This is a genomic window from Agrobacterium sp. InxBP2 (assembly GCF_026191755.1).
GTDB lineage: Bacteria > Pseudomonadota > Alphaproteobacteria > Rhizobiales > Rhizobiaceae > Agrobacterium > Agrobacterium pusense.
This window is the reverse complement of record NZ_JAINDY010000036.1, coordinates 146,968-168,197: the sequence shown is the minus strand read 5'-3', so window position 1 is coordinate 168,197 and position 21,230 is coordinate 146,968. Positions and strand designations below refer to the sequence as shown.

At 58.8% G+C, this 21,230-nt stretch carries 21 protein-coding genes; 20 read left to right on the top strand and 1 reads right to left on the bottom strand.

Annotation, left to right across the window (positions count from 1 at the left end):
- Nucleotides 1-12: 12 nt before the first annotated feature.
- Nucleotides 13-1,014 (bottom strand): LLM class flavin-dependent oxidoreductase, encoded by a 1,002-nt coding sequence (locus K7A42_RS25010; RefSeq protein WP_282456086.1) that lies wholly within the window; start codon nucleotides 1,012-1,014, stop codon nucleotides 13-15.
- A 223-nt stretch (nucleotides 1,015-1,237) separates the two neighbouring features.
- Here K7A42_RS25010 and ruvC point away from each other — a divergent pair, with 223 nt between their 5' ends.
- The 20 genes from ruvC to serA all read left to right on the top strand — a co-directional run bounded on the left by ruvC (nucleotide 1,238) and on the right by serA (nucleotide 21,054).
- A complete protein-coding gene (ruvC, locus tag K7A42_RS25005) occupies nucleotides 1,238-1,750 on the top strand; it encodes a crossover junction endodeoxyribonuclease RuvC (protein ID WP_004445748.1) in 513 nt (170 codons plus the stop codon).
- Nucleotides 1,751-1,779: 29 nt separating this feature from the next.
- On the top strand, nucleotides 1,780-2,397 hold the full coding sequence (gene ruvA, locus K7A42_RS25000) for a Holliday junction branch migration protein RuvA (RefSeq protein WP_004445745.1): 618 nt from the start codon (nucleotides 1,780-1,782) through the stop codon (nucleotides 2,395-2,397).
- A 122-nt stretch (nucleotides 2,398-2,519) separates the two neighbouring features.
- Nucleotides 2,520-3,560 carry a Holliday junction branch migration DNA helicase RuvB gene (ruvB, locus tag K7A42_RS24995; protein ID WP_282456085.1) on the top strand — a complete coding sequence of 347 codons (1,041 nt, stop codon included), beginning with the start codon at nucleotides 2,520-2,522 and terminating at the stop codon, nucleotides 3,558-3,560.
- 52 nt (nucleotides 3,561-3,612) lie between these two features.
- Nucleotides 3,613-3,831, top strand: coding sequence for a DUF2945 domain-containing protein (locus tag K7A42_RS24990; protein WP_004445742.1), 219 nt, complete (start codon nucleotides 3,613-3,615; stop codon nucleotides 3,829-3,831).
- 33 nt (nucleotides 3,832-3,864) lie between these two features.
- Nucleotides 3,865-4,446, top strand: a complete 582-nt coding sequence (locus K7A42_RS24985; RefSeq protein ID WP_004445740.1) for a DinB family protein — start codon at nucleotides 3,865-3,867, stop codon at nucleotides 4,444-4,446.
- On the top strand, nucleotides 4,443-4,967 hold the full coding sequence (locus K7A42_RS24980; protein WP_034497288.1) for an NUDIX hydrolase: 525 nt from the start codon (nucleotides 4,443-4,445) through the stop codon (nucleotides 4,965-4,967). Before K7A42_RS24985 ends, K7A42_RS24980 begins: the two co-directional genes overlap by 4 nt.
- A complete protein-coding gene (locus tag K7A42_RS24975; protein WP_282456084.1) occupies nucleotides 4,964-5,500 on the top strand; it encodes an NUDIX hydrolase in 537 nt (178 codons plus the stop codon). The genes K7A42_RS24980 and K7A42_RS24975 overlap by 4 nt, the downstream gene beginning before the upstream one ends.
- A complete protein-coding gene (gene ybgC, locus K7A42_RS24970; protein WP_004445735.1) occupies nucleotides 5,497-5,937 on the top strand; it encodes a tol-pal system-associated acyl-CoA thioesterase in 441 nt (146 codons plus the stop codon). Before K7A42_RS24975 ends, ybgC begins: the two co-directional genes overlap by 4 nt.
- 261 nt (nucleotides 5,938-6,198) lie before the next feature.
- Complete coding sequence (gene tolQ, locus K7A42_RS24965; protein ID WP_003523238.1) at nucleotides 6,199-6,918, top strand: protein TolQ; 720 nt, start codon at nucleotides 6,199-6,201, stop codon at nucleotides 6,916-6,918.
- A gap of 57 nt (nucleotides 6,919-6,975) precedes the next feature.
- The gene (gene tolR, locus K7A42_RS24960) at nucleotides 6,976-7,437 is read left to right on the top strand and encodes a protein TolR (protein WP_004445732.1); all 462 of its coding nucleotides are present in this window, start codon (nucleotides 6,976-6,978) and stop codon (nucleotides 7,435-7,437) included.
- A gap of 9 nt (nucleotides 7,438-7,446) precedes the next feature.
- Nucleotides 7,447-8,625: a hypothetical protein gene (locus tag K7A42_RS24955; protein WP_282456083.1), complete on the top strand. Its 1,179-nt coding sequence runs from the start codon at nucleotides 7,447-7,449 to the stop codon at nucleotides 8,623-8,625.
- A 78-nt stretch (nucleotides 8,626-8,703) separates the two neighbouring features.
- Complete coding sequence (tolB, locus tag K7A42_RS24950; RefSeq protein WP_006697167.1) at nucleotides 8,704-10,017, top strand: Tol-Pal system beta propeller repeat protein TolB; 1,314 nt, start codon at nucleotides 8,704-8,706, stop codon at nucleotides 10,015-10,017.
- Nucleotides 10,018-10,226: 209 nt separating this feature from the next.
- A complete protein-coding gene (gene pal / locus K7A42_RS24945) occupies nucleotides 10,227-10,760 on the top strand; it encodes a peptidoglycan-associated lipoprotein Pal (protein ID WP_004445728.1) in 534 nt (177 codons plus the stop codon).
- A 158-nt stretch (nucleotides 10,761-10,918) separates the two neighbouring features.
- Complete coding sequence (ybgF, locus tag K7A42_RS24940) at nucleotides 10,919-11,926, top strand: tol-pal system protein YbgF (protein ID WP_282456082.1); 1,008 nt, start codon at nucleotides 10,919-10,921, stop codon at nucleotides 11,924-11,926.
- A 30-nt stretch (nucleotides 11,927-11,956) separates the two neighbouring features.
- Entirely contained in the window at nucleotides 11,957-13,282 is a 1,326-nt protein-coding gene (gene tilS / locus K7A42_RS24935; RefSeq protein ID WP_282456081.1) for a tRNA lysidine(34) synthetase TilS, read from the top strand.
- Between the two features lie 154 nt (nucleotides 13,283-13,436).
- Entirely contained in the window at nucleotides 13,437-15,401 is a 1,965-nt protein-coding gene (ftsH, locus tag K7A42_RS24930; protein WP_004445722.1) for an ATP-dependent zinc metalloprotease FtsH, read from the top strand.
- Between the two features lie 190 nt (nucleotides 15,402-15,591).
- A complete protein-coding gene (gene glmM / locus K7A42_RS24925) occupies nucleotides 15,592-16,944 on the top strand; it encodes a phosphoglucosamine mutase (RefSeq protein WP_282456080.1) in 1,353 nt (450 codons plus the stop codon).
- Between the two features lie 186 nt (nucleotides 16,945-17,130).
- The gene (locus K7A42_RS24920) at nucleotides 17,131-17,985 is read left to right on the top strand and encodes an outer membrane protein (RefSeq protein ID WP_142182419.1); all 855 of its coding nucleotides are present in this window, start codon (nucleotides 17,131-17,133) and stop codon (nucleotides 17,983-17,985) included.
- A gap of 212 nt (nucleotides 17,986-18,197) precedes the next feature.
- Entirely contained in the window at nucleotides 18,198-19,376 is a 1,179-nt protein-coding gene (locus tag K7A42_RS24915) for a phosphoserine transaminase (protein WP_022563040.1), read from the top strand.
- Nucleotides 19,377-19,458: 82 nt separating this feature from the next.
- On the top strand, nucleotides 19,459-21,054 hold the full coding sequence (gene serA / locus K7A42_RS24910; protein WP_003506257.1) for a phosphoglycerate dehydrogenase: 1,596 nt from the start codon (nucleotides 19,459-19,461) through the stop codon (nucleotides 21,052-21,054).
- Nucleotides 21,055-21,230 lie beyond the last annotated feature (176 nt).

Below are 21,230 nucleotides of genomic sequence, written 5' to 3'. Positions count from 1 at the left end.
GGGGCTTTTTGTTTAGGCGGCCTTTTTGATGGATGTCCGCACGTCGGCGAAAATCTCGACCGACCGCAGCCGCTTTTCGATGTCGTGGATCGGCATCGAGACAATCAGTTCATCCGCCTGTGTTTCAGCCAGAAAACCGTCGAGATGACGCTGGATCGTTTCAGGCGCGCCAACGGCGGCAAAACGCAACGTGTGCTCCACGGAGAAGCGCTCCATCTCGTTCCAGTAGCCTTCCATGCTGTGCACGGGCTTCGGGAACTGCGTGCGCACATTGCGCCGCAGATTGACGAATTGCTGCTGTGACGAGGTAAAGAGATGCTGTGCCTCCTCGTTGGTATCGGCGCCTACACCCATCACGCCCACCATCACATAGGGCTTGTCCAGCACCTCGGAGGGCTGGAAACGCTCGCGATAGATATGGATCGCTTCCATCAGCATGTCAGGGGCAAAATGAGATGCGAAGGAATAGGGCAGGCCAAGGGCTGCGGCCAGATGCGCACTATAGGTGCTGGAACCGAGCAGCCAGATAGGCACGTTCGAATTCATGCCGGGTACGGCGAGGATCGCCTGATCCTGCTGGGGCGGGCCGAGATATCTTTGCAATTCGACGATGTCGTGCGGGAAATTTTCCGCACCGGCGTCGAGATTACGGCGCAGCGCCCGTGCGGTGCGCATATCCGTTCCGGGGGCGCGGCCCAGGCCAAGATCGACCCGGCCGGGCAGAAGTGCTGCAAGCGTCCCGAACTGTTCGGCAATGACGAGCGGGGAGTGGTTGGGAAGCATGATACCGCCCGAGCCGACGCGGATATGTTTCGTGGCCGCACCCACATGGGCGATAACGAGCGACGTCGCGGCGCTTGCGATGCCCGGCATGCCGTGATGTTCGGCCAGCCATATGCGGTTATAACCTTGTTCTTCAGCCTTGATCGCCATCCGGCGGGAGTTTTCGAGCGCCGCGCTGACGCTCTCGCCTTCGCCGATGGGCGAAAGATCGAGAAGGGAAAAGGGGATCATCCGACGCTCCTGCGTAATCTGGGTCTTTGCAGCGGATGTAAGGCGCGTCTACGGATTTACCAGACAAGTCGCGTAGAATTGAAGGATGGATCAAAAAAATTGGCCTTTGCCAAAGGTCGGTACTGGCACAACTTTGGTCCTGACTTGACGTCTGTATCCGGGAATGTTGTCGTTTTGTTCACTTATCGCTGGCAGTCTCGCGGCCGGAAAGATAAGGTACCTCATGCAAAAGACGATTCGGATCATCGGCATCGACCCCGGACTACGGCGCACCGGCTGGGGCGTGATTGACACATTGGGAAACAGCCTGCGTTTCGTCGCTTCCGGCACGGTGACTTCAGATGGCGACATGGATCTCGCCTCCCGGCTTTGCCAGCTTCATGACGGCCTGGCGGAAATCGTGCACAGCCATCAGCCCGATGAGGCGGCTGTGGAGCAGACTTTCGTCAACAAGGACGCGGTGGCCACGCTGAAACTCGGACAGGCGCGCGGCATTGCCATGCTTGTTCCGGCGCGTGCCGGTTTGCCGGTGTTCGAATATGCGCCGAACGCCGTGAAAAAAGCTGTCATCGGCGTGGGGCATGGTGAAAAGCAGCAAATTCACATGATGCTGAAAATCCTGATGCCGAAGGCCGAGTTCAAGGGTAACGATGCGGCGGACGCCCTCGCGATCGCAATCTGCCACGCCCATAATCGCGGCGGTGACAGGATGCGTCGGCTGCTGGCGGCCGGTTAATTTTAAGTCTCATTTCAGCGGGCGCGATCATGATCGGAAAACTGAAGGGCAGCATCGAGGAAATCGGCACGGATTACGTGTTGGTGGATGTGCATGGCGTCTGTTACGTCGCCTATTGTTCGGCGCGCACGCTGTCGAAAATAGGCTCCGTCGGAGAGGCCGTGATCCTCTTCATCGAAACCTATGTACGAGAGGACCAGCTCAAGCTTTTCGGCTTTCTTTCGGCGCTGGAGCGGGAATGGTTCAACCTTTTGCAGAGCGTGCAGGGCGTCGGATCGAAAGTCGCTCTTGCGGTGCTTTCCACCCTGTCGCCCACCGAGCTTGCCAATGCCATAGCGCTGCAGGACAAGGCGTCAATATCGCGTGCGCCGGGGGTTGGGCCCAAAGTGGCCGTGCGCCTCGTGACCGAATTGCGCAACAAGGCCCCGGCTTTCGCGGGCGAGGCGTCCGGGGCTATCGGACTGAAGCAGGAACTCGGGGAGGGTGTAGCCTCCGCGCCGGTGGCGGACGCCGTATCTGCACTCACCAATCTCGGCTATTCGCGTGACCAGGCCGCCAATGCGGTCGCCGCGGCGCTGAAAAATGGCGGTGAGGGCGCGGATAGCGCCAAGCTGATCCGGCTGGGGCTGAAGGAGCTTTCACGGTAAGGTGAGCGCGTTACACAAGCGTCCGGATGCGGTGTTGAATTTCGTGACGGGCCCTGGCGCGACAGCCATGTTATAGCGGCGAAGACGACCTCATGAATTCTAGAAATAATGGAATGCCCTGAATGAGCGATGCGGAAAGACTGATCACCCCGGAAAAGCGCGGTGAGGACATCGACACCACCCTGCGCCCGCAGTCGCTGGACGACTTTACCGGGCAGGCGGAGGCGCGCGCCAATCTCAAGGTCTTCATCGAGGCCGCCAAGAATCGTGGCGAGGCGTTGGATCACGTGCTGTTCGTCGGTCCGCCCGGCCTCGGCAAGACCACGCTGGCGCAGATCATGGCCAAGGAGCTTGGAGTAAACTTCAAGTCCACCTCAGGGCCGGTAATCGCCAAGGCGGGCGATCTCGCCGCGCTCCTGACCAATCTTGAAGAGCGCGATGTTCTCTTCATCGATGAAATTCATCGCCTCAACCCGGCCGTGGAAGAAATCCTGTATCCGGCGATGGAGGATTTCCAGCTCGATCTGATCATCGGGGAAGGCCCGGCGGCGCGTTCGGTGAAGATCGATCTTTCCAAATTCACGCTTGTCGCCGCCACCACCCGCCTCGGCCTCTTGACGACACCGCTGCGCGACCGTTTCGGCATTCCCGTGCGTTTGTCCTTTTACACGGTTGATGAACTGGAACTTATCGTCCGTCGCGGTGCGCGGCTGATGGGTCTCAACATGACGGATGAGGGTGCCCGCGAAGTGGCGAGGCGGGCGCGTGGCACGCCCCGCATTGCCGGACGGCTTCTGCGCCGGGTGCGCGACTTTGCCGAGGTGGCACGGGCGGAAGCCGTTACCCGGGATATCGCCGACGAGGCTTTGACGCGGCTGCTGGTGGATAATATGGGTCTTGACCAGCTGGACATGCGGTATCTGACCATGATCGCCGTCAATTTTGGCGGAGGCCCGGTCGGCATCGAGACCATTGCTGCCGGACTGTCGGAGCCGCGCGACGCGATCGAGGATATCATCGAGCCCTATATGATCCAGCAGGGTTTCATCCAGCGCACGCCGCGCGGGCGTATCCTGACCGCCACGGCCTGGAAACATCTGGGCATGCAGCCGCCGAAGGATCTCGAGGCAGCACAGTTCCGGCTCACGCTTGAGGACGATTGAGGGGAACAAACCCGCCTTGCCGGCTTTGATCGTCTTTGGCACGGAGATGGTCATGTCTGGATATCGCAAGGGTACGAAGGTCCGCTGGAACTGGGGCACGGGTACAGGTGAAGGGAAAATCCTTGAAGTCTTCACCGAAGATGTCGAAAGAACGATTTCCGGTTCCACGATAAAGCGTAAGGCCAGCAAAGACGAACCCGCTTATCTCATCGAACAGGAAGATGGCGGCAAGGTTCTGAAAAGCAGATCAGAGCTCGAACGCACCGATTGAACGACGCCGTTAGGTGTTACGGGAGGGATGCCGATGCCTTATGATCCGCTGCGGGTTTTCCGCAAACTTGCGCGCAACAACCGGCTCGCCAATTACCGGCTGCATCAAGCCTGTCTCCAGCTTTCGCAGGAGGCGTTTGTTGCCCGCCGCATCAGTTTCTTCCCGACGCTGCGTGCGACGCTCAATCATATCTACACTGTCGACCGCTTTTATATCGATGCGTTGCAGGGCGGCACACTGGGACTGGCCGCCTTTGCCGTAGAGGAACCCTTTGCCAACATGCTGGCGTTGCAAGGCGCCCAGACAGAGCTTGACGAGGTGTTGATCGCTCTTGTCGACGGGCTCGATGAAGATCGCCTCGCCGCTATTGTCAATATCCACCGCGGCAGGCGTATCCAGCAGGATCGCTGCGACGACGTTCTGTCGCATCTCTTCCAGCACCAGACGCATCATCGCGGGCAGGCGCATGCGATGCTGTCCGGGACCCCGGTCAAGCCGCCGCAACTGGATGAATTCATTGTGGGAGATGATGCAAAGGCGAGAAAAGACGAGATGGATGCATTAGGGTGGACGGAAACCGATTTGATGTTTCCAGCCCGCAGGCCCGCCCAATGACACACGATACCAAGCAGGACACCCGCATCCGCATCAAGTTCAAGCCGAAGCGCATTTTCCAGATGCGGGTCGCGGGGCTGGCCTTCCGCGATGGCCACGTCCTGGTGCACCGGGCCACACATGAAAAATTCTGGACCTTTCCAGGCGGGCGTGCCGAAATGGGTGAGCGCTCAGAAGAAACGCTGGCGCGAGAAATGGTCGAGGAGCTCGGTGTGGAAGCCAAGATCGGGCGGCTTCTCTGGGCGGTCGAAAATTTCTTCCATTACGAAGGCAAGGACTGGCACGAACTCGGCTTTTATTACCTGATGGACCTGCCGCAAACGCTTGCCTTTCATCCCACCGACATTATTCACCGTGTTCAGGATGGCGATAACGAGCTTGAGTTTCGCTGGGTCGCGGCAACCCGGCAGGCATTGACGGAGCTCGATATTCCCCCCTATTTCATCGCCGACGAAATAGAGAACCTGCCCAGGGCCACGCGACACCTTGTCTGGCACGACGGCGATCTGGACGATAAATGACCTCTCCGCCCCAACGTCACATGATCCGGTTGGATCGCAGACCGCAGCTTTTCAGCATGCGCGTGGCAGCCCTCATTTTTCAGAGTGATCATCTTCTGGTGCAGCGTGGCGCAGGGGATGACTACTGGGCCTTGCCTGGCGGTCGGGCTGAAATCGGTGAAAGCTCCGAGCAGACCATTGTTCGCGAGATCGGTGAGGAGCTTGATCGGACGTGTTCGGTGGAGCGCCTTTTATGGTCGGCCGAAAACTTTTTCGCCTATGACGGTTATTCGGCCCATGAATTGGGATTTTATTATCTCGTTTCGCTGGGCCATCCCCTGCCATTCCATGAAAACCACATCGTCCACAGGGTGATGGATGGCATCGAGGTCGAATTCCGCTGGCTGCCTTCACGAACTTCCGCGCTGATCAGGAACGATCTGCGCCCGCGCTTCATCGCAGAGTGCATCGAGGCGTTGCCCCTGCGGCACGAGCATCTGATTGTCCGCGAGGGCCGCTCCGACGCTACTGAAAATCCCAAGGAGACATTATGAGCGAGCTTTTGGTTTCGCTGTCGGGTGAACTGATCGAACACGGTCACCGCCTGATGCAACGCGTCTATTACGAGGATACCGATTTTTCCGGCCTGGTTTATCACGCGCGGTACCTGCATTTTCTTGAGCGGGGCCGTACCGATTACCTGCGTTGCCTCGGCTGCGAACAAAGTGCGCTTCTGACCGCTGATGAAGAAGGTCTGGTCTTCGTCGTGCATCGCATGGAGATCGATTTTAAAAGCCCCGCCCGGATGGACGACGTGCTGACGGTGACAACCATCACCGAGAAGGCCGGGGGCGCGAAAATGGTGCTTAATCAGGAAATCAGGCGCGGTGAAACGCTGCTCGTCGCCGCCAAGGTCATCATAGCCGTCATCAATGCCAATGGCCGGCCAAGGCGTCTTCCCGAGACGGTGGCGGAAAAATTTCTGAAGTAATTGACGGGCCGGATCAGTAAATCCGCCGGGCGTGGCCGGGTTGTAACACTCCTTTAACCATAATGGTGTCTTACTTTAGCAACTGGCATTTGTGCAGCGCACGCCTTCCTTTCACCAAATTTATTGGCAAGTAAGGCTTACTGGCAAGTATCGGGGTATGGCTAAGGGGTTGGCGGCTGTTGCCGCAGGACTTCGAGCGTTAACACGCGTTTGAATCGCCCGGTCCCGTACCGGGCGTTTGGATTCGGGGATTGGATATTTATGGAACAGGCAGGTTTGGCAGCGGCGACGCATGATGTAAGTCTCTGGGCGCTGTTTATGCAGGCGGGCCTCATCGTTAAGCTCGTGATGATCGGGCTTATCGCCGCCTCGGTCTGGACGTGGGCAATCGTCTTCGACAAATATGTGAGCTTCGGCAAGGCGAGGCGCCAGTTCGACCAGTTCGAACAGGTGTTCTGGTCGGGCCAGTCTCTTGAAGAGCTCTATCGGACGCTGGCGGAGCGCCAGAATGGCGGTCTGGCCGCAATTTTCGTTTCGGCCATGCGCGAATGGAAAAAATCCTTCGAGCGTGGCGCACGTTCGCCCATCGGCCTGCAGATGCGTATCGACCGGGCAATGGACGTGACCATGGCGCGGGAAAGCGAACAATACGAGGCGCGCCTCGGCTCGCTCGCCACCATCGGTTCGGCCGGCCCCTTTATCGGTCTCTTCGGCACGGTTGTCGGTATCATGACCTCGTTCCAGGCGATTGCCGGTTCGAAGTCCACCAACCTCGCGGTCGTGGCTCCCGGTATCGCGGAAGCGCTTCTTGCCACCGCGATCGGCCTTGTCGCGGCTATTCCCGCGGTTATCGCCTACAACAAGTTCACGGCTGACGCGCACAAGCTTTCCGCCCGAATGGAAGGTTTCGCCGACGAATTTTCGGCAATCCTGTCGCGACAGATCGATGAAAAACTTCAGACACGGCAGGCCGCCCAGTAAGCGGCCGACTGCAATGCCGTCGAGTGATTTGCCGCAAGGCAAAACGGAGTAGATGATATGGGTATGTCAGCAGGTGGCAGCGGCGGCGGTTCCGGCGGACGCCGGGGTGGACGCGGCGGACGGCGCAGAGGCGGCGCGATCAGCGAAATCAACGTGACGCCGCTGGTCGACGTCATGCTCGTGCTGCTCATCATCTTCATGGTGGCGGCGCCTATGATGACTGTCGGCGTGCCGATCGACCTGCCGCAGACCTCCGCCAATGCGTTGAATTCGGACACGCAACCGATCACCATTTCCGTCAATGCCAATGGCCAGATCCATTTGCAGGAAACGGAAATCCAGGCGGCTGAAGTGGCGGACAAGCTGCAGGCAATCGCCACGACCGGCTATAACGAACGCATTTTCGTGCGCGCGGATTCCGTTGCCGCCTATGGCGTCGTTGCGGATGTGATGGCGCGTATCCAGGCGGCCGGTTTCAAAAATATCGGGCTTGTGACCCAGCAGAAACAGGACAATTGACGTAAAGCGATGAAGGGCAGCCTTACCACATCCGCGATCGTGCATGCGTCGCTTCTGGCTTTCGCCCTTGTCTCCCTGGGCTCGCCGGAACCCCTCGACGTGTCTCAGGCTGAGGCACTGCCGGTGGAGCTGGTGAATGTTAAAGAGCTAACCCAGATCCAGCAGGGTGATAAGAACGCTCCGAAGGCGGAAAAATCTGCTCCTGTTCCGACGACCCGGCCTGATATCATCGAGAACTCTCAGAATGTCGGTAACAATACGGCAGATATAGAGGCGCCGCCGACGCCGACGACCAAGCCAAACGACAATATGAGTGCGGCCGCCCCGCCCAAACAGGAAAAGCCACTTCCGACCGTCGATACGAAAGCGAACGACGTGAAGGAGATCGTCAAGGAAGAAACCTCGGCTCCGAAGCAGCAGGAAATGGCCGCCCTGCCGCAGACGAAGCCTGAGATTACACCGCAGCCGAAGACCGAGCCGCCACCGCAGGAAACCAAAGCGGAAGAGCCTCCGCCGGCAACGCAGGAACCGGCCGAAATCCCCGTGCCGCAGAACATTCCGCGCCCGAATTCCAGGCCTGAGCCACCCAAGCCCGAAGAGCCGAAACAGGCCGAGACGAAGCCCGCCGAGCAGAAACCAGCCGAAAAACCAGCTGAGAAGAAGCCCGATCAGGCCAAGTCCACGGACAAGCCTTCGGATAAGAAACCCGGTGAGAAGAAGCAGGAGACGGCGAAATCTGCTTCCTCTCAGGCGAGTGAATTTAACGCCGACGAAATTTCTGCGCTGCTTAACAAGCAGGCACCTTCGGGCGGCGGCGCAAAGCGCTCCACCCAGACGGCGTCTCTTGGCGGCAAGAAGACCATCGGTACGGGATTGAGCGCCAGCGAAATGGACAATGTCAGAGGCCAGGTTCAGAAGAACTGGTCGATGGTCGCCGGCCTGACGGGAGTAGCCGAGGTAAGGGTGCAGGTCCGGGTTTCGCTGGATAAGGCGGGGAACGTGGTGGGCGAGCCGGAGGTAACGGCATCGGGTGGTCCTGAAGGTACCCGCCGTGCAGTGGAGAGCAGCACCCGGCGTGCCGTTCTGCGCTCATCGCCTTTGCAGAACTTACCGCCCGAGAAATATGATGGCGAAAAGGGTTGGAACACGATCGTTTTCAACTTCGACGCCTCCGATTTCGCGACTTAAGCCGACAGATTCTGGAGTCGACACTATGCGTCTGAAATATCTGTCCCATTTTCGTAAGAAGCTGAAAGGCTTGTTTCAATGATCAAGAATTCTGTCCTCCGCGCCCTCATGGTTGCAACGGGCATGTTGTTTTCGCTGGTTGCTGTCGTGCCTGCCAATGCGGAAGTTCAAATCAACATCAACAAGGGCAATGTACAGCCGCTGCCCATCGCCATCACGGATTTCATATCCGGAGACGGGATCGGCGCGCAGGTTTCTGCCGTTATTGCAGCCGACCTCCAACGGTCCGGTCTCTTTGCGCCGATCAACAAGAATGCTTTTATCGAGAAGATCAGCAATCCGGATCAGCAGCCGCGTTTCGAGGACTGGAAAGTCATTAACGCGCAGGCGCTTGTGACGGGTCGCGTGACGCGCGAAGGGGATGGTCGCTTACGTGCGGAATTCCGTCTGTGGGACACATTTGCAAATAAGCAGATGGCGGGCCAGCAGTTCTTCACCCAGCCAGAAAATTGGCGTCGCGTCGCCCACATCATCGCGGATGCGATCTATGAAAGCATCACCGGTGAAAAGGGTTATTTCGATACCCGCGTCGTTTTTGTTTCCGAGAGTGGTCCGAAGACGGCCCGCAAGCGGCAGCTGTCGATCATGGACCAGGACGGTTTCAACGTCCGCAACCTGACCAACTCGAACGACATCGTCCTGACACCGCGTTTTTCGCCGAGCCGCCAGGAAGTCACCTACATGTCCTTTGAAGGCCAGCAGCCACGCGTTTATCTGCTGCAGCTGGAAACCGGACAGCGTGAAGTCGTCGGCAACTTCCCAGGCATGACGTTCTCGCCGCGCTTTTCGCCTGACGGGCAGAAGGTGATCATGAGCCTTCAGCAGGATGGCAACGCCAATATCTACACCATGGATCTGCGCTCTCGTACCACGACACGCCTGACCAACACGTCGGCGATCGATACGGCCCCGTCCTATTCGCCTGACGGTCAGCGTGTTGCCTTTGAAAGTGACCGTGGCGGCCGCCAGCAGATTTACGTCATGAATGCCGATGGTTCCGGCCAGCAGCGCATTTCCTTCGGCGATGGTTCCTATTCCACGCCGGTATGGTCCCCGCGCGGCGATCTGATTGCCTTCACCAAGCAGTCTGGCGGCAAGTTCTCGATCGGTGTGATGAAGACGGATGGTTCGGGCGAACGAATCCTGACCAGCGGCTTCCACAATGAAGGGCCAACCTGGGCACCGAATGGCCGCGTACTGATGTTCTTCCGCCAGAACGCGGGTGCGGGCGGTCCGCAGCTCTATTCGATCGATCTGACGGGCTATAATGAACAGCTCATCAAGACACCGACCTTCGCTTCAGACCCGGCCTGGTCGCCGCTTCTGGACTGATATGACTGCCATCACGGCGCCGGCTTGAACCGGTGCCGTGATGTTTTAAGCATACCACAGGGAAATGTGCCTCTTTCTTGCCGCAAAGTGTTGTGAGGGAGCAAAAAACTGGGACATTTCCTTTCTGTTAACCATAAGCGTTTGCCGGCTATTAACCGCGATCAGTTAGTGTCCGGCAACGTTATTGAAATCCTAAGGAGAGACCGGCGATGAGCCGTACACATATTTCGGCACTCAGCCCCATGCAGAAACTGGCCCGTAACCCGGCTGTCATCGCCATGACGCTCGCGCTTGCTCTCGCAGGCTGCGCGAACAAGAAGAACATGCCGAACAGCGCCGGTGAACTCGGCCTTGGTGGCGCAGGCTCTGCAACGCCGGGCTCCCAGCAGGACTTCACGGTCAATGTCGGCGACCGCATCTTCTTCGACACGGACTCCACCTCGATCCGCGCCGACGCCCAGCAGACCCTGCAGCGCCAGGCACAGTGGCTTGCCCGTTACCCGAACTACGCCATCACGGTTGAAGGCCATGCCGACGAGCGCGGCACGCGTGAATACAACCTGGCACTCGGCGCCCGCCGTGCGGCAGCAACCCGCGACTTCCTGGCCTCTCAGGGTGTTCCGGCAAGCCGCATGAAGACGATCTCCTACGGCAAGGAACGCCCGGTCGCGGTTTGCGACGACATTTCCTGCTGGTCGCAGAACCGTCGCGCGGTCACGGTTCTCGGCGGCGCAGGCATGTAATCGCCTGACGTTTTTGTGAACGTAAATAAAGGGCGGTCTTCGGGCCGCCTTTTGTTTTTTTCATAGTTTGGCCGAAGTTAAGTTGCTTTTTCGGTCGATATGGAAAAAATCCGGCTTGCACTATTCCGGTGCAAATCAGTTAAGGCAGGACGAATGAGATGAAGAAACTTGTCGTGGCGGGAATGCTGGGGCTTGCAGCCTGCACCGGCTTGAGCGGCACAGCCGTTTCGGGTCCGCTGTTCGGTGCGGGGGGTAGCTTCGGCACGATCAATTCTCAGCAGCAGCCCCCGGTCGTCCGGGTTCAGGCCAATGAAGCCTATCGGGTTCAGCAGCTTGAAGAACAGATCCGGCAACTCAACGGCCGTATCGAGGAAATGAGCTTCCAGCTTTTGCAGATGCAGGAGACGATCCGCAAGGCGCAGGAAGACAATGAGTTCCGCTTCCAGGAACTGGAAAGCGGAAAGGGCGGAAGTCCTACAGCAACGCCGAAAAAGAAGGCGGAGGCAAGTCCGGTCAGTCCGGCGACGCCCCCGACCGACGACGTTGCAACGATCATCGAAACGCCACCCGAGGGTGGCGCTTCCGTTTCACCGTCTGCTCCCTCCAGTGCTCCGACAGGCGCGCCGGGTGAGACCACGCTCGGTTCGATCGAACTTGATTCCAAGGGGATGCCTATTGGCGGCACGCTCAATTCAGGCGCCAACAATTCTTCCGGCAGCCTTCCCGGCGTGACGACAGGCAGCAGCACGCGCAAGACCGATCCCGTCAATACAGCGGCGCTGACCAGCGAAGGCGATATCTACCAGGCCGCTTACGGTCATGTCCTTTCCGGTGATTACAAGCTGGCGGAGCAGGGCTTCCAGCAATATCTGCAGGGTTACCCCAAGGGCACGAAAGCCGCGGATGCGAGCTTCTGGCTGGGTGAAGCGCAATATTCCCAGGGCAAGTTCAACGAAGCCGCGAAGACCTTTCTTAACGGCCACCAGGCCTATGGCAAGTCTCCGAAGGCTCCGGAAATGCTGATGAAGCTTGGCATGTCCCTTGCCGCTCTCGATAATACCGAAACGGCCTGCGCCACGCTGCGCGAGGTGCCGAAGCGTTACCCCAATGCCTCGAAGACCGTGCTGAACAAAGTCGCCAGTGAACAGAAGCGGCTGAGCTGCTGATCTTTTCCCTGCCATCGCGGCGGTCTTTCCATGCCGGTTGATGCCCGCATTCCGAATGAACAGGCAATTGCGCCGCTTGCGGCCGCACGGTCCTTTGTCGAAAAATTCCGCGAACCTGCGCATATTCTCGTCGCAATCTCCGGCGGCAGCGATTCCACCGGCCTGTTGCTGGCATTGCATGAGGTGATGTCCGAGAAGGGGCGCGATCTGCTTCGGCTTTCTGCCGTTACAGTGGATCACGCTCTGCGAGTGGAATCCGCCGATGAGGCCCGCAAGGTTGCGACACTTTGCGCCGAGCTGGGCATTCCGCACGTCACACGCCGGTGGGAAGGTTTAAAGCCGGTCTCCGGCATTTCGGAAGCGTCCCGTCTTGCCCGCTACCGGCTTATCGCGGAAGCAGCCGTCGCGTTCGATGCCGATCTCGTGGTGACGGGTCACACGGCCGGCGATCAGCGGGAAACCGTCGCGATGCGCGCTGCCCGCAACAGCGGCGAGGACAATCTCGGCCTTTCCGGCATGGCGGACGCGGTTTTATACGCTCGGCGCCATTGGATCATGCGGCCATTCCTGAGGTGTGAAAGGCAGGCGATCCGCGATTACGTGTCGTCCCGTTCGCGGCGCTGGCTCGACGATCCAAGCAACGAAAATCCACGATATGAGCGTGTTCGCATGCGGCAGGCCTTGCCTGATGTTCCGCTTCCGGCCGATGGGGGAGAGGCGGAAAAAAGGCGTATATCCTCTGAAAAAACGGCAGTTTTCCTGCGCGCACACGCCGAGGTCTTTTCTGGTGCGCTCGCGAAATTGCAGCCGGACGGCGTGTCGCCTGATCGGGCGGATTTCCGGCACGGGCTGGCAGTGCTGATAGCAAGTCTCGGCGGGCGGCCCTATCTGCCGGCCGCGGGCAGCATGGAGCGCGTTCTTTGCTTCCTCAAAACCGGCAATTACGGACGTATGACAGTCGGTCGTGTCCTGCTTGATCGCCGACGGGGTGGGCTATATATCTTCCGCGAGCAACGAAATCTGCCGGAGCTTCGTCTTGAGGCATATCAGAAGGGCCTGTGGGATGATCGCTTCATCGTGGAAAACCGGTCGCCTTTCCCTGTCCGGGTCAGCGCGGAGGAGGCTGGTACTGGAGCGGGTTTTCCATCGGTGCCGCCGGGAGTGACCAGATTGGCGCTATCGGGCCTTCCGCAAATCGCCGCAGCGGAAGTGGGGCAAACGGTCGAGGAGTTGACGGTCGATGTGACGCCAAGGCTGGCGCCCTTCGATCTTTTTCTGCCACGCTTCGACCTTGAGTTGGCAAATACGATCGCTGTTTTGTTCGGACGGCCGGCATATCCACAGCCCCCGGTTTAAATCGGGCCTCATTTTCGTGAATTGCCTTGGAACAGTTTTTACACCAAAACGCATCAGATAATGCGCTTTGCCTTGGCAAGGGCAGATGTCGTCCTTATGTTAAGGGCACGTAATAGCGGGCAGTAGTTGTGCCCGTGTGAGTTCGGGGAGTTCGATGAACCCAAATTTCAGAAATTTCGCCTTGTGGGCCGTGATCGCCCTCTTGCTGATCGCGCTGTTCAGCATGTTCCAGACGTCGCCGACGCAAACGGGTTCACGGGAGATTCCGTATTCCCAGTTTCTCCGCGACGTGGATTCCGGGCGAGTTCGCGACGTGACCGTCACCGGTAACCGGGTTCTTGGAACCTATACCGAAAACGGCACGGCCTTTCAGACCTATTCCCCCGTCATCGACGATAGCCTGATGGAGCGCTTGCAGAGCAAGAACGTGACCATTGTGGCGCGCCCGGAAAGCGATGGCTCCTCGGGCTTCCTGAGCTATCTCGGCACGCTTCTGCCGATGTTTCTCATTCTTGGCGTCTGGCTGTTCTTCATGCGGCAGATGCAGGGTGGTTCGCGCGGTGCGATGGGCTTCGGCAAGTCCAAGGCCAAGCTCCTGACGGAAGCCCATGGCCGCGTGACGTTTGACGACGTTGCCGGCGTGGATGAAGCCAAGCAGGATCTTGAGGAAATTGTGGAATTCCTGCGTGACCCGCAGAAGTTCCAGCGCCTCGGCGGCAAGATTCCGCGCGGCGTTCTGCTTGTTGGTCCTCCGGGCACCGGTAAGACGCTTCTTGCGCGTTCCGTCGCAGGTGAAGCCAATGTGCCGTTCTTCACGATTTCCGGTTCGGATTTCGTGGAAATGTTCGTTGGCGTCGGTGCCAGCCGCGTGCGTGACATGTTCGAGCAGGCAAAGAAGAATGCGCCTTGCATCATCTTCATCGATGAAATCGACGCCGTCGGCCGCCATCGTGGCGCCGGCCTCGGCGGCGGTAACGACGAGCGCGAACAGACGCTGAACCAGCTGCTGGTCGAGATGGACGGTTTCGAGGCGAATGAGGGCATCATTCTCATCGCCGCTACCAACCGACCCGATGTTCTCGATCCCGCACTTCTGCGTCCCGGCCGTTTCGACCGTCAGGTCGTTGTGCCGAACCCTGACATCGTCGGCCGCGAGCGCATCCTCAAGGTGCATATCCGCAACGTGCCGCTGGCGCCGAATGTCGATCTCAAGGTTCTCGCCCGCGGCACCCCCGGTTTCTCGGGTGCGGACCTGATGAACCTCGTCAACGAAGCCGCCCTCATGGCCGCCCGCCGCAACAAGCGCGTGGTCACCATGCAGGAATTCGAAGACGCCAAGGACAAGATCATGATGGGTGCGGAGCGCCGCTCTTCTGCCATGACCGAGGCCGAAAAGAAGCTGACTGCCTATCACGAAGCCGGTCATGCCATCACCGCTCTGAAGGTTGCCGTGGCCGATCCGTTGCACAAGGCAACGATCATCCCGCGCGGCCGCGCACTTGGCATGGTGATGCAGCTGCCGGAAGGCGACCGCTATTCCATGAGCTACAAGTGGATGGTGTCGCGCCTCGTGATCATGATGGGTGGCCGCGTTGCCGAAGAACTGACCTTCGGTAAGGAAAACATTACCTCGGGCGCGTCTTCGGATATCGAGCAGGCAACCAAGCTTGCCCGTGCCATGGTGACGCAATGGGGCTTTTCCGATGCGCTCGGCCAGGTCTCCTATGGTGAAAACCAGCAGGAAGTTTTCCTTGGCCATTCCGTCTCGCAGTCGAAGAACGTCTCCGAAGCCACAGCCCAGACGATCGACACGGAAGTTCGCCGCCTTATCGATGAGGCCTATGCCGAGGCTCGCCGCATTCTGACGGAAAATCACGATGGTTTCGTTGCGATTGCCGAGGGTCTGCTTGAATACGAAACCCTGACGGGTGACGAGATCAAGGCCCTGCTGAAGGGTGAGAAGCCCGCCCGCGATCTGGGCGACGATTCTCCGGGCAGCCGTGGTTCCGCAGTGCCGAAGGCCGGCACCAAGAAGGACGGTCCCAGTGAAGTGAAGGGTGACGGCGAAGCAAAGGGCGACGGTGAAGCCGAAGGCGGCATGGAGCCGCAGCCGCATTGATCGACCGCGTCTGTTAGAAATTGTAAAAGGCCATCCGGGTTTCCGGGTGGCCTTTTCATTTTGGTAACAAGATATAAGCCATTTTTGCGGTAATTTACGTGCTGTTTATCGTGGTTTGTGGCATCTAGCCAAAAACGCTTCCGGCTGTTTTCAGCTTATGCCGGAATGCTGGAAAAGATTTGGAGTTAAAATGGCACGCCGTTATTTCGGAACCGATGGTATCCGCGGACAATCGAACGTCTTCCCCATGACGCCTGATCTGGCGATGCGGGTTGGCATTGCCGTCGGGACGATTTTCCGCCGTGGCCATCATCGCCATCGTGTCGTCATCGGCAAGGATACGCGCCTTTCCGGCTATATGCTGGAAAACGCCCTGGTTGCCGGCTTCACCGCCGCCGGTCTCGATGTCTTCCTGCTCGGCCCGATCCCGACGCCGGCCGTCGCCATGCTGACCCGCTCGCTGCGCGCCGATATCGGCGTGATGATCTCGGCCTCGCACAATCCCTTCTCCGACAACGGCATCAAGCTTTTCGGGCCTGACGGTTACAAGCTTTCCGATGAGCTGGAGCTGGAGATTGAAGACCTCCTCGACAAGGATATCTACGCCCAACTGGCGAAACCTGCCGAAATCGGCCGGGCGAAGCGCGTCGATGGCGACATCTATCGTTATATCGAGTTCGTAAAGCGCACCCTTCCGCGCGACGTGACATTGAGCGGCCTGCGAATCGCCATCGACTGCGCCAATGGCGCGGCTTATAAGGTGGCGCCCGCGGCTCTCTGGGAACTCGGCGCGGAGGTCGTCACCATCGGCAACGAGCCGAACGGCATCAACATTAACCTCGAATGCGGTTCCACGCACCCGGAAGCCCTTCAGAAAAAGGTCCACGAGGTGCGGGCCGATATCGGCATTGCGCTGGATGGTGATGCGGACCGCGTCATCATCGTTGATGAACGCGGTGAGATCGTCGATGGCGACCAGCTGATGGCCGTCATCGCCGACAGCTGGGCCGAAGACAACACGCTCCGCGGCGGTGGCATCGTCGCAACTGTCATGTCCAATCTCGGTCTTGAGCGTTTTCTTGGCGACAAGGGCCTCACCCTTGCCCGCACCAAGGTGGGCGACCGCTATGTGGTCGAACACATGCGCAACCACAATTTCAATGTTGGCGGTGAGCAGTCCGGCCATATCGTGCTGTCGGATTATGGCACCACGGGGGATGGGCTCGTTGCGGCATTGCAGGTTCTCGCAAAGGTCAAGCGCTCCGGCCGCACGGTGAGCGAGGTTTGTCGCAAGTTCGAGCCCGTGCCGCAGCTTTTGAAGAATGTCCGTATCTCCGGTGGCAAACCGCTGGAAAACCCGGTCGTGCAGCAGGCAATTGCGGATGCGGAAAGTGCGCTTGCCGATAATGGCCGCCTCGTCATCCGCCCTTCCGGCACCGAACCGCTGATCCGCGTGATGGCGGAAGGCGACGATAGCGCGAAGGTGGAGCGTATCGTCAATGATCTTGCCGGCATCATCGCGAATGCCCGCTCTGCCGCGTGAGGCATAGCAACAATAAATCAGCAAAAAGCCGGCCTTCCGCCGGCTTTTTCTTTGAGTATTTACTAATAAATATAGTGAATGAGCGTGGTTAATCGGGACTTAACCATTTTACGTCAATCTCCATGACTGAACAGTTCACTGGCATCTGCTGCCGCAAACGCACGTGCCTCTTCTGGAGTGGAAGTCATGAAAAACGCCCTGGCCGGATTTCTGGCCGTCCTGCTGACCGGCACCAGCGCCATTGCCGCCGATCTTTATCAAGCTGAGCCTGCGCCGACCTATGCTCCCGAAGTGGAGATCACCCAGGCAAGCGGCTGGTATCTGCGTGGCGACGTCGGTTATTCTTTCAATAAGCTGCGTGGTGCCAATTATTATCAGGGTGGCCCTGGTGGCTATCTCGCTGATTTCGATACTGCGAAGATCGACGATAGCTATGTCATTGGCGCCGGTGTCGGTTATCAGTTCAACAACTATTTCCGCAGCGACTTGACCTTCGACTATATGGGCAAGTCGGATTTCCGCGGTTCCACTAGTGGTTTTTGTGGCGGTGGTCCTTTGGGAAGCAGAACGCCGTGCGTATCGACCGACCTAAGCGCGCTGCGGGCTTATACGCTGATGGCGAACGCCTATGTCGATCTGGGTACCTACGGCCGCGTCACACCATACGTCGGCGGCGGTATCGGCGCGTCCTACGTGAAGTGGGACAAGTTGCGTAATACCTCCTGCGCGACAGACGGATCGGGCTATTGCGACCCGACCACCGAACACGGTGGCAGGGGCAAGTGGCGTTTCGCTTACGCCCTTATGGCCGGCGCATCCATTGATGTCACCTGTAACCTCAAGGCCGATATCGGTTACCGTTTCCGGCAGATTAACAAGGGCGACATGTTCGCTTATGAGAATGGCGGCGGCCCCGGTCGTGACAAGGGTCTTTATTCGCATGAGGTGCGCGTTGGTGGCCGTTATGTCTTCAATGGCTGCGATACCGCTCAGTACATGCCGCCTGCCGATATTCCGCTGCAGCCTGCCGTTTATAAATAAACGTCACGCCAACCTGATAGTTTCGGGCCGTCCGCATCCTCCGGGTGCGGGCGGTTTTGTTTTATCGGCATGTGGCAAGGGACATGACGCATATGGACCAAGATTCTTCTGCGTAGCGACATATTCCGCTTGACTGGGATCGGCGACAGGAATAGCAACGGCGTCAGGACACTCCACCCTAACGTGGAGCGCCTATCTGGAAGGGTAGTCAAATGACAGATATCGTGAAGCCGGACGTCCGTCCGGGCAATACGCATTTTTCCTCTGGTCCCTGCTCGAAGCGCCCCGGTTGGTCGCTAGATGCTCTCTCCGATGCGCCGCTCGGTCGCTCGCATCGCGCCAAGGTTGGCAAAGCCAAGCTGAAGCAGGCCATCGATCTCACCCGTGAAGTTCTTGATGTTCCCGCCGATTATCGCATCGGTATCGTTCCCGCATCCGACACCGGCGCCGTTGAAATGGCGCTCTGGTCGCTGCTCGGCGAACGTGGCGTCGATATGCTCGCCTGGGAAAGCTTCGGCGCCGGCTGGGTCACCGACGTCGTCAAACAGCTGAAGCTGAAGGACGTTCGCAAGTTCGAGGCCGATTACGGTCTGCTGCCGAACCTTGCCGAAGTCGATTTCGACCGCGACGTAGTCTTCACCTGGAACGGTACGACCTCTGGCGTTCGTGTTCCCAACGCCGATTTCATTCCCGCCGACCGCAAGGGCCTGACCATCTGCGACGCCACCTCGGCGGCTTTCGCGCAGGATATGGACTTTACGAAACTCGACGTCGTCACCTTCTCCTGGCAGAAGGTTCTCGGCGGCGAGGGCGGCCATGGCGTCATCATCCTGTCGCCGCGCGCCGTTGAGCGTCTCTTGAGCTACGCACCGGCATGGCCGCTGCCGAAAATCTTCCGCATGGTTTCCGGCGGCAAGCTGATCGAAGGCATCTTCACCGGTGAAACCATCAACACGCCGTCCATGCTCTGCGTTGAAGATTATATCGACGCGCTGCTCTGGGCAAAGAATCTCGGTGGCCTGAAGGCGCTGATCGGCCGCGCCGATGCCAATGCCAAGGTTATTTACGACTTCATCGAGAAGAACGACTGGATCGCCAACCTGGCCGTGAAGCCGGAAACTCGCTCCAATACGTCCGTCTGCCTCAAGATCGTCGATCCCGAGGTCCAGGCGCTGGATGCCGCGGCACAGGCCGATTTTGCCAAGGGCGTCGTCGCCCTGCTCGAAAAGGAAAATGTCGCCCTCGATATCGGCGCTTACCGCGACGCCCCGTCCGGTCTGCGCATCTGGGCCGGCGCCACCATCGAGACGGCTGATATGGAAGCCGTCATGCCCTGGCTCACCTGGGCTTACCAGACGCAGAAGGCAGCACTTTCCAAGGCTGCCGCCTGATTTCATACCGGCCCTGCGCTGATGCAGGGCCGCATAGTTCCCGCTTTCAAAACTGCACCGTTTTTCAAGGAGCCCGTGAACCATGGCACCTCGCGTACTCGTATCCGACGAACTGTCGGAAACCGCCGTCCAGATTTTCCGTGATCGTGGCGTCGAAGTTGATTTCCAGCCGAAGCTCGGCAAGGACAAGGACAAGCTTGCTGAAATCATCGGCAATTACGATGGCTTGGCCATCCGCTCTGCCACCAAGGCAACCGAAAAGCTGATCGAAGCCGCGACCAACCTCAAGGTCATCGGCCGCGCCGGCATCGGCGTCGACAACGTTGATATCCCGGCTGCCTCGCGCCGCGGTATCATCGTCATGAACACGCCTTTCGGCAACTCCATTACAACGGCAGAACACGCGATTGCGCTGATGTTTGCCGTCGCCCGCCAGCTTCCTGCAGCCGACAGCTCCACGCAGGCCGGCAAGTGGGAAAAGTCGAAGTTCATGGGTGTCGAAATCACCGGCAAGACGCTCGGCGTCATCGGTGCGGGTAACATCGGTTCGATCGTCTGCTCGCGTGCACTTGGCCTCAAGATGCACGTTCTCGCCTACGACCCCTTCCTGTCGCCGGAGCGCGCGCAGGAAATGGGCGTCACCAAGGTTGAGCTGGACGAGTTGCTGGCCCAGGCCGATTTCATCACCCTGCATGTGCCGATGACCGACAAGACGCGCGGCATCCTGAACGCCGAGAACCTTGCCAAGACCAAGAAGGGCGTACGTATCGTCAACTGCGCCCGTGGTGGTCTAGTGGATGAAGCTGCCCTTGCGGAAGCCATCAAGTCCGGCCATGTCGCCGGTGCCGGTTTTGACGTGTTCGAAGTCGAGCCCGCCACCGAGAGCCCGCTTTTCGGCCTTCCTAACGTCGTCTGCACGCCGCATCTTGGCGCTTCGACCACGGAAGCACAGGAAAACGTTGCCCTGCAGGTTGCCGAGCAGATGTCGGATTACCTCGTCAAGGGTGCCGTGTCCAACGCCATCAACATGCCGTCGATCACGGCTGAGGAAGCGCCGCGTCTGAAGCCCTTCATCCGTCTCGCGGATGTTCTCGGGTCTTTCGTCGGCCAGGTACAGGAAAGCGCCACCAAGGAAATCGAAATCCTTTATGACGGTGCAACCGCCAACATGAACACGAAGGCGTTGACCAGTGCATTGCTGGCCGGCCTCATCCGCAGTCAGGTTGCCGACGTGAACATGGTTTCGGCCCCGGTCATGATCAAGGAGAAAGGCATCATCCTTTCCGAGGTCAAGCGCGACAAGACCGGCGTTTACGACGGTTACATCAAGCTGACGGTGAAGACGGAAAACCAGATCCGCTCGGTTGCCGGCACGGTGTTCTCGGATGGCAAGCCACGTTTCATCCAGATCAAGAACATCAACATGGATGCCGATGTCGGATCGCACATGATCTACATCACCAATACCGACGTTCCCGGCATGATCGGCTTCATGGGCACCACGCTCGGCGAGGCTGGCGTCAACATCGCCAACTTCCAGCTTGGACGTGAAAAGGAAGGCGGCGACGCCATCGCCCTGCTTTATGTCGACGGTCCGGTTTCCGAAGAGGTGCTGGACAAGCTGCGCGCCAACCCGGCCATCCGTCAGGTCAAGCCGCTGACGTTCAACGTCGACTGATCTATCGTTCCTCCCAAGGGGACAATAGGAACCGGTGCAGGGGAAACCCTGTGCCGGTTTTTGTTTTTCCAGCATTCGATTTGCGGCAGATTGCACGCGCCTCACGCCTTGGTTGCATATCACAAAAAATTTAAGCCGAGCGGTCTAAAAATGATGATCATGAGTTGCTATATCGC